Genomic DNA, 8,194 nt, shown 5'->3' on the forward strand with positions numbered 1-8,194 from the left:
CGCCCAGGTCCGCGATGCCGGACCGCGATGCGCCAGGGTCCACCCAGCCTGACCCGGGGAGTCCCGCGCGGCGGGAGGCGGCGAGGGCGCGGTGGGCGCGGGCGGCGACCTCGGTGGCGGCGAGGTCCCCGCCGACCGGGTGCCCGGCCAGGCGCAGCGCGTCGGTCACCTCCCGCCAGGCGCCGGCGATGCGCTGGCCGGGGTCGCCCCGCCCGAGCCGCGCCCGGGTCAGCGACCGCCGCATCAGCAGCAGAGTGAGCAGCAGCGCACCGACCAGCAGCAGCACACCGCCGGCTCCGCCGCCGACCAGCACCGCCGTCGGTACCCCACCGGAATTCACCGGCGGACCCGGTGCGGCCGCCGGTTCCGGCTCGGCGGTCGGCTCCAGGGGCGGCTCGGGCACCTCCGACGGCGGCGGGTCCTCCGGCTGGGGGCGGAAGTCCTCCTCGACCGGCCGGGGTTCCTGGTCGGGGCGGGGCAGCGGGTCGAACGGCACCCAACCGAGGCCCTCGAAGAGCACCTCCGGCCAGGCGTACGCGTCGGCGGCGCGGACCGGCCCGTCGCCGGTGGACTCGAAGCCGACCACCACCCGAGTGGGCAGTCCGGTGAGCCGGCCCAGCACCGCGAAGGCCGCGGCGAACTGCTCGGACGTGCCGCGTTGCCCGCCGCCGTTGCGGGGGCCGAAGAGGAAGAAGTTCAAGTTCGGGTACGCGTGCCCGCTGGGTGCGTCGGCCACCAGCCGGTAGTGCTCGGCGAGGAACTGCTCCACGGCGAGGGCCCGGGCGTACGGGGCGCCGTTCTCCTCGGCCAACTGGGTGGCCAGCCGGCGCAGCGGCTCGGGCACGCCGTCGGCGACCCGCAGCACCCGGGCCACCTGGTCGCCGGCCGGCACGTTCGCGGTGGCCAGCAGGTTCACGTCTGGCCGTTCCCGCTCCGAGGTCACCGTGTAGCGCAGCCCCGGGCTGAGCCCCTCCGGCCGGATCAGCGTCCCGGTCGCCGGGTCGTACGCGACCCGCGCGCCGGTGACCTCGCGGGGGGTGGCGACGGCGGGCAGCAGCCGCCCGGTCAGGTCGGCGACGGTGATCTCCTGCCGTACCGTCTCGACCGTGCTGTCCGGGGCCGGCGCCGCCGCCGGCAGGATCCGGCCGGCGTTGCGGTAGGTCGCGCCGACCCGCCAGGTGACCCCGTCGTAGTCGCTGAGCACGGCCAGCCGGATCCGCAGCGGGCTCTCGCCGGCCGGCTCCCCGTTCCCGGCGGGATCGCCGGTCGGCGGGGGCGCCGCGGTCGGGCCGGCCGGTCGGTCGGTGCGAACGTCCAGCAGCTGCTGCTCCGGGTTCAACGCCCAGCCGGAGATGCGGATCAGCGGGTTCTCGTCGAGCGTCTCCACCTCCGGCGGTTCCACGTACCGGCGCGGGTCCACCGGCCGGTCCTGGACCCGGGCGGCGACCAGCGGGCCGAGCAGCGCGGCCAGCGCCACCACGACGGCCACCCCGGCGGCGGACGCGGCGGCCAGCCGGGCCCGCACGGCGGTGCGGACGGCCGGCGCGAGCCCGGCCGCCGGATCCCCGCCGGCCGTGCTCGGCTGCGCCGAGACGGCGAGGCCGAGCACCGCCACGGCGACCAGGGCCAGCGTCGGCCGGATCGCCGGATCGGCGTTCGGCCCGACCACGTAGAGCGCGCCCGCGTAGAGCAGCAGCGGCGGCAGGTAGCCGAGCAGCACCCGGCCCGCCCGCACCGCGACCTCCGCGCCGGCGAGGCCGGCCAGCCAGGCCGCGACCAGCGGCACCAGCACGGTGTCCGGGGTCGGTTCGACCGGGATCATCGCGGTCAGCAGCCGGGGGATGCCGTTGCGCGCGGCGTCGGCCGCCACCTCGGCGAACCCGCCGGGCAGCTCGGCCCGGGTCGCGGTGAACCGCAGGGACCAGGCCGTCCAGCCGGCCATCGCCAGCACCGAGATCGGCGCGACCAGCCACGACGGCAGCCGCCGGGCGGCCACGCTGACCAGCACGGAGCCGACGGCGGCGCCGAGCACCAGCCCGGTCAGCACCCCGCCGGCGTAGACCCGGCAGAGCACCACGCCGGCGAGCCCGATCATCGTGATCAGGGCCAGCGGCACCGGCACGGCCCGCAGCATCCGGCCGAGGCGCGCGGTGGCCGGCCGGTCCGGTCCGTCGGGCTTCGGCAGTGCGTCGGTGGCCGCGTCGGACGCCGGCCGCCCGGTCACGGTCACCACCGGCGCACCCCGTCCCACTCGGCGGCGAACGCGGCCCCGTCGGCCGCGTCCACCACCACCATCCCCGCGGCGCCCGCCGGGGTGGGCTCCGGCGCGCCGAACACCCCGACCACCACCGAGGGGTACGCGCCGCGCAGCGCGCCGACGTGCCCCAGGTCGCCCCGTCCGCCGGGGCCGGTGAGGAAGACCAGCGTGTCGCCGAGCCGGTCCTGCCGCAGCCGGTTCGCGGCGGCGCGCAGCGCGTCGTCGGCGGTGGAGAGCTGCGCCGCGGCGAGCCGGTCCAACGGCCCGCCGCCGGTGAACCCGCCCCCGGCGGCCCCCGGTCCGGCGGCGTCCGGTCCGGTGGCGTCCGGTTCGGGGGCGACGAAGAGCAGCACCACCGGCAGGTCCTCCCGGAACGCGGCGGTCACGATCGACGCCGCCGCCTCGCAGCCCGACTCGAACGACTCGGCCACCCCGTCGACCCGGTCCGGGTGGGCGGCGGCCCGGTTGTCCAGCAGCACCACGATCCGGGGCAGGCTGGTGTCCACGTTCTCCCGCACCATCAGCTCACCCACCCGGGCGCTGGTGCGCCAGTGCACCCGGCGCAACTCGTCGCCGACCACGTACTCGCGCAGCGAGTCGAAGGTGATCGAGCCGTGCGGCACCGCGTCCACCCGGCCGTCCAGGCTGCGCCCGGCCCCGGTGGGCACCGCGCGCAGCGGGTGGATCCGCGGGTGCACCCAGACCGGGACGGTGCCGCCGTAGGGGCGGGCCACCGACACCAGCCCGAGCGGGTCGCGCCGGGTCACCCGCAGCGGGCCGACCGGCACCACACCCCGGCGTCGGGTCGGCACGTCGTAGCGGACGGTGGTGTCCCGGCCGGGGCGCAGCCGCAGCACCGGCACCGGCACCGCCCGGTCCCCGCACCGGTCCTCGGCCACCAGGCTCGCCGCTCGCAGCCGGCCGGTGTTGCGCACGGTCACCGTCATGCTCGCCGGCTCGCCCCGGGCCACCCGGTCCGGGTCGGCGCTGCGGGCCACCGCCAACCGGGGTCGCCAGGCCGCGGTCAGCACGGCGTAGCCGACCGCGGCACCGGCCGCCGCGCCCAGCAGCGTCAACTCCGGGTACGCGAAGCGGAACCCCACCCCGAGCAGCAGCACGGCGGCGACGAGCAGCCCGACCCCGCGGGCGGTGATCCCCACGCCGACTCGCCGGTCAGCCCTGCACCGGGGCCGGCTGCCCGGACGGCAGCGGTACCGGCACCGAGGCGACCGCCTGGCGCAGCACCTCGGCGGCGGTCACGCCGCGCACCTGGGCGTCCGGGGTGAGCAACAGCCGGTGCGCGAAGACCGGCTCGGCCAGCGCCTTCAGGTCCTCCGGCATGATCCAGCCGCGCCCGTCGATCAGCGCGTACGCGCACGCCGCCCGGGTCAGCGCGATCACACCACGGGGGCTGACCCCGACCCGCACCTGCGGGTGGTTGCGGGTCGCGGCGGCCAGCCGGACCGCGTACGCGTAAAGGGGCTCGGCGATGTGCACCCGGCGGGCCATCTTGACCATCTCGCCGACGGTGGCGGTGTCGGTGATCGCGGTGAGCGCCTCGGGGGAGCGGACCGTCGCGCCGCGCAGCACCTCCACCTCGACCGCCTCGTCCGGGTAGCCGACGGAAAGCTTCACCAGGAAGCGGTCCAGCTGCGCCTCCGGCAGCCGGTAGGTGCCGTCCATCTCGACCGGGTTCTGGGTGGCGACCACCAGGAACGGCTGCGGCACCGGGTGCCGGACACCGTCCACGGTGACGGTGCGTTCCTCCATCACCTCCAGCAGCGCCGACTGGGTCTTCGGCGAGGCCCGGTTGATCTCGTCGGCGATGACGATGTTGGCGAACACCGGACCCGGGTGAAACTCGAAGCCCCGGGTGGCCTGGTTGAAGATGGTCACCCCGGACACGTCCGAGGGGAGCAGGTCCGGGGTGAACTGGATCCGTCGCCACTGCCCCTTCACCGTCGCGGCGATGGCCCGGGCCAGGGTGGTCTTGCCGACGCCGGGCACGTCCTCCAGCAGCACGTGCCCCTGGGCGAACAGCGCGGTCAGCGCCAGCCGGACCACCTGCGGCTTGCCCAGCACGACCGCGTTGACGTTCTCGGCCAGTCGGGCGGCGAGGGCGGCGAAGCCCTGCACCTCCGGCTGGGTGAGCGGCTCGTGGGTGTTCACGGGTGGTGCTCCTTGCCTGGGCGGGTCAGCAGGTCGGCAGGACGTTGATGTTGTCGCCGCCCTCCAGGTTGAGCCAGGCCCAGGGGATGTAGTTCTTCCCGCTGTACTCGACCTGCACCCACCAGGTGCTCTGCTTCTGGTTGTTGTAGATCCACGAGTCGACGTTGTCGCACGACTTCTTGCAGTACGCCTTCAGCCGGGTGCCCGGCTTCGCCCAGCCGACCTGCCGGTCGTTGTCCTGCCGGGTGACCGAGAAGATCTCGTTGCCGTTGCGGCCGTCCACGTCCTTGTTGCAGTACGTGCGCTGGTCGCCGTCGGGGCCGTTGTTGCAGGTAGCGATCCCGTAGAGGGCGTCGGTGGTCTGCGCGCGGGTGGCGGTGCCCTTGCCGGCGGCGTTGCTCGCGGTCACCGTGAAGGTGTACTTCGTGCCCGGGGTCAGCCCGCTCATCGTGATGCTGGAGCACGGGCCGGTCTTCGCCGGCTCGCCGGCCGTGCTCAGCGAGCAGGACGCCTGCCCGCCGCCGGCGTCCACCGTGAACGTCACCGTCGCCGCGGTGGCGGTCGCCGACGAGCCGGTCACCGTGACCCGCGGCTCGGCCACCGTCCGCGCGGTCGCGGTGGCCTCCGGGCCGGGTCCGGCCTCGTTGACCGCCTTCACCTTGACCGTCACGTTCTGGCCGTTGCCCAGCCCGCTCACCGTGGTCCGGGTGTCGGTCACCTCGCTGCTGCGCCCGCCCACGTCGACCAGATACTTCGTCACCGGCCGGCCGTTCGCCTCGGCCGGCGACCACTGCACCGCGACCGTGCCCGGCTGGTTGGCCACCGTGCTCGCCCGCAGCCCGACCGGCTGGCCCGGCGCCGCGTACGGCACCACCGTGTTGCTGACCGGCGACGCCGCCGACCCGGCGCCCTTGTCGTTGACCGACACCACGGTGAACGCGTACTGGGTGCCGTACTCCAGCTCGCCGGCCGGCACCACCAGCTCGGTCTTGCGCGACTCACCCGCCGGGGCGTTGGCGCCCGCCGAGCTGGCCGTCACCACGTACTTCGCGATGGTGTTTCCCTGCCCGTTCGCCGCCGGCCAGCGCACCAGCACCGTGCCGTCCGGCCGCTCCTGCGCGGTGACGCTGGCCGGCGGGTCGGGCACCGCCGCGGTCGGGGTGACCGGGTTGCTGGTCCGCGCCGGGCCGGCGCCTTTGGCGTTCACCGCGTGCACCGAGAACCGGTACGTCTCACCGTTGGTCAGGCCCTTGATCTCCACGGCCCGCTGGTTGGCGCCCACCTCGTGCCGCTGACCGGCGCCCTCCACCACGTACCGGATGATCTGCGCGCCGTTGGCCGCGGCCGGCCGCCAGCTCACCCGGGCCTGTGCGTTGCCGGCGGCGGCGGTGACGCTGCGCGGCGCGCTCGGCTTGCCGACCTTGGGCTTCTTCGGCGGAGGCGGCGGCGGGGGAGCCGGCGGCGGGTCACCGCCGAGCACGTCGTTGGCGTACTTGTCGACCTCGCGCACCTGGTGCTTGTCGTCGACCACCCGCGCCGTCGAGGTGTCGGGCGCGTTGATGAACAGGTGGTTCTCCCGGACCTCCAGCTCCAGCGGCCCGGTGGCCTTGCCGCGGATGGTGTCGACCAGTTGGCCGTTGGCGTCGAAGGAGTAGACGGTGCCGGTGGCCTCGTCGGCGCAGTAGAACCGGTTGGCCCAGGCCACCGCGGGGGAGAGCCGGTCACCGGTGCCCGGCACGGTGAACGCCCGCACCTCGCCGCCGGCGCCGACCGCGTGCACCTTCCGCTCGTCGGCCACCGTCACCGGCACCACCGGGCCGCTGGTGCGGGTCGGCAGCGTGCCGGGAGCGGTCATCGGCAGCGGCGTCGTGTGGACCTCGCCGCGCTGCACCCGGACCAGCGTGCCGGCCGTGCGGTCGAGCACCGCGACCCCGTCGTCCAGGGTGGAGACCACCAGTTCGTGGCTGGCCTCGGCGACGTCGTACGTCTCCACCTGCTTCGGGCTCAACCCGGCGCCGGCCGGGGCGGCCGAGGCGGGCACGGAGGGCAGCGTCGCCGCGGTGATCGCCGACACCGTGCCCTCGCTCGGCACCGCGATCCACAGCCGACCCTCGCCGTCGAACGACCCGCCGGTGATGCCCGGCGGGTAGCGCACCGGCTCACCGACCGGGGCCAGCGACCGCGGGTCGAGCTGGCGGACCACACCCTGCACCGCGTCCACGACGAACGCCGCGTCCTCGTGCAACGCGACGTTCACGCCCAGGCCCGGGGTGGTACGGGTGGTCGCGGTGATCTGCAGGGTGGCCAGGTCCAGCGAGCTGACCTGACCGGTGTTCAGGTCCCGCAGGATCAGCAGCCGGTCGGTCTGGGTGACCTGCATCGGGTGCCGGCGGGCGGCCGGGACCTCCACCCGGGTGTCCACCCGGGCGGTGACCCCGTTGACCCGGGCCAGCTCGCTGCGCGCGGCGCTCCACAGCCAGGAACTCGCGTCGTAGCTGGCCACCGCGTTGTCGGCGGCGCCGAGTCCGAGCACTGTCAGCCCCATGGCGGCCAGCAGCGCGGCCACCGTGGCGATGGTGACCAGGCTGCCCCGGAACCGCGATCGGGGGCGAGCGGCGTCGGTGCGCACGGCGTCGTCGATGGTGGCCACAGCCCGGTGCCTCCCCTGGTCGTCCTGGCAGGTGGCGCGCCCGACGGCGACCCCTCCCCTGAGCCGGGTGCCATCATATGGCCCGGCCGAGGGCGGGGAAACCCGCACCGTCCCGCTGTGGACACCCAGCGTGCACGGCCGGTGTGGACGCTCAGCGCGGCGAGGCGCCGCCCTCCCGCTCGGTGCAGACCTGCCCGGACGTGGCGAACGAGTCGGTGGAGTAGACCGCCAGCACGGTGAAGCAGTAGTCCACTCGGGAGTTCAACCCGTTGACCGTGTAGGTGGTCTGCCCGGGGTCCACCGACGCCATCACGCCCAGCGCCTGCCCGGTCCGCCCGCCGGCCACCATGAACGGCACCGCCCCGTCCGACGGGTCGGTCCAGGTCAACGTGATGGTGGCGGTGTCGTCACGGAGCTTCAGGTCGGTCGGGGGCGGGCCGGCCGTGGTCGCCGCGACCGAGGCCGACGGTGCCGGGTCGGCCGGCGGCGCCGCGTCCCGGCCGAGCACCAGCGCACCCACCCCGGCCACTGCGGCCACCGCCGCCACCGCGGCGACGACCGCGACGACTGTCGTCGTCCGGCTCCGACCGCCGGACTCCGGCTCCTCGATGGAGTACGCGGGCAGCGTCGACGGGTACGCCGGCTGCTGCTGGTACGCCGACGGCGCGTCCCTGGCCGGGTCGGGCGCGGGTGTCGGTTCCGGTGCGGGTTCGAGTCGTGGCTGATCCAGGTCGAGGTCCACGTAGGCCGGTGTGTCGTCCTCCTCGTCCGCGTCTGCGTCGTCGGAGTCGTCCGAGTCGGAGTCGTCGACCGGAGCGGCCAGCGGTTGCGGCGGCGTCATGCTGCCCCACGGCGGGGCGGTCATCCCCCACGGCGGCACCGGCGGAGCACTCACCGGCGGCGGCGCCACCGGCGGCCCGCTCACCTGGTGCGGGTGGCCGGGCGGCGCGCTGACCGGCTGCGGTCGGGGCGGGTAGGGCGGCTGCGGCGGCGCGCTGACCGGTGGCGGCGGCAGGGGCGTACCGCCGACCGGGCGCGGGTGCGCCGGCGGAGCGCTGACCGGCGGTGCCGGGTACGCGGGGTGCGGCGGTCCGCTCACCGGGTGCGCCGGCGGGACG

Annotated in this window: 5 protein-coding genes; all 5 read right to left on the reverse strand. The window is 75.8% G+C overall.

From position 1 onward, the window contains the following. A partial coding sequence (locus DLJ47_RS30940) for a DUF3488 and transglutaminase-like domain-containing protein (RefSeq protein WP_446723624.1) occupies positions 1 to 2,134 on the reverse strand: 2,134 nt, incomplete at its 3' end. A 92-nt stretch (positions 2,135 to 2,226) separates the two neighbouring features. Next, a complete protein-coding gene (locus DLJ47_RS30945) occupies positions 2,227 to 3,417 on the reverse strand; it encodes a DUF58 domain-containing protein (protein ID WP_109905330.1) in 1,191 nt (396 codons plus the stop codon). A gap of 13 nt (positions 3,418 to 3,430) precedes the next feature. After that, positions 3,431 to 4,426 (reverse strand): AAA family ATPase, encoded by a 996-nt coding sequence (locus DLJ47_RS30950; protein ID WP_109905332.1) that lies wholly within the window; start codon positions 4,424 to 4,426, stop codon positions 3,431 to 3,433. Positions 4,427 to 4,451: 25 nt separating this feature from the next. Further along, positions 4,452 to 7,076 carry a fibronectin type III domain-containing protein gene (locus tag DLJ47_RS30955; RefSeq protein ID WP_109905334.1) on the reverse strand — a complete coding sequence of 875 codons (2,625 nt, stop codon included), beginning with the start codon at positions 7,074 to 7,076 and terminating at the stop codon, positions 4,452 to 4,454. Between the two features lie 151 nt (positions 7,077 to 7,227). Then, positions 7,228 to 8,194, reverse strand: a 967-nt coding sequence (locus tag DLJ47_RS30960; RefSeq protein ID WP_233258111.1) for a fibronectin type III domain-containing protein, incomplete at its 5' end; no start/stop codon positions are given.

The organism is Micromonospora sp. S4605 (assembly GCF_003176715.1).
Lineage (GTDB): Bacteria > Actinomycetota > Actinomycetes > Mycobacteriales > Micromonosporaceae > Micromonospora > Micromonospora echinaurantiaca.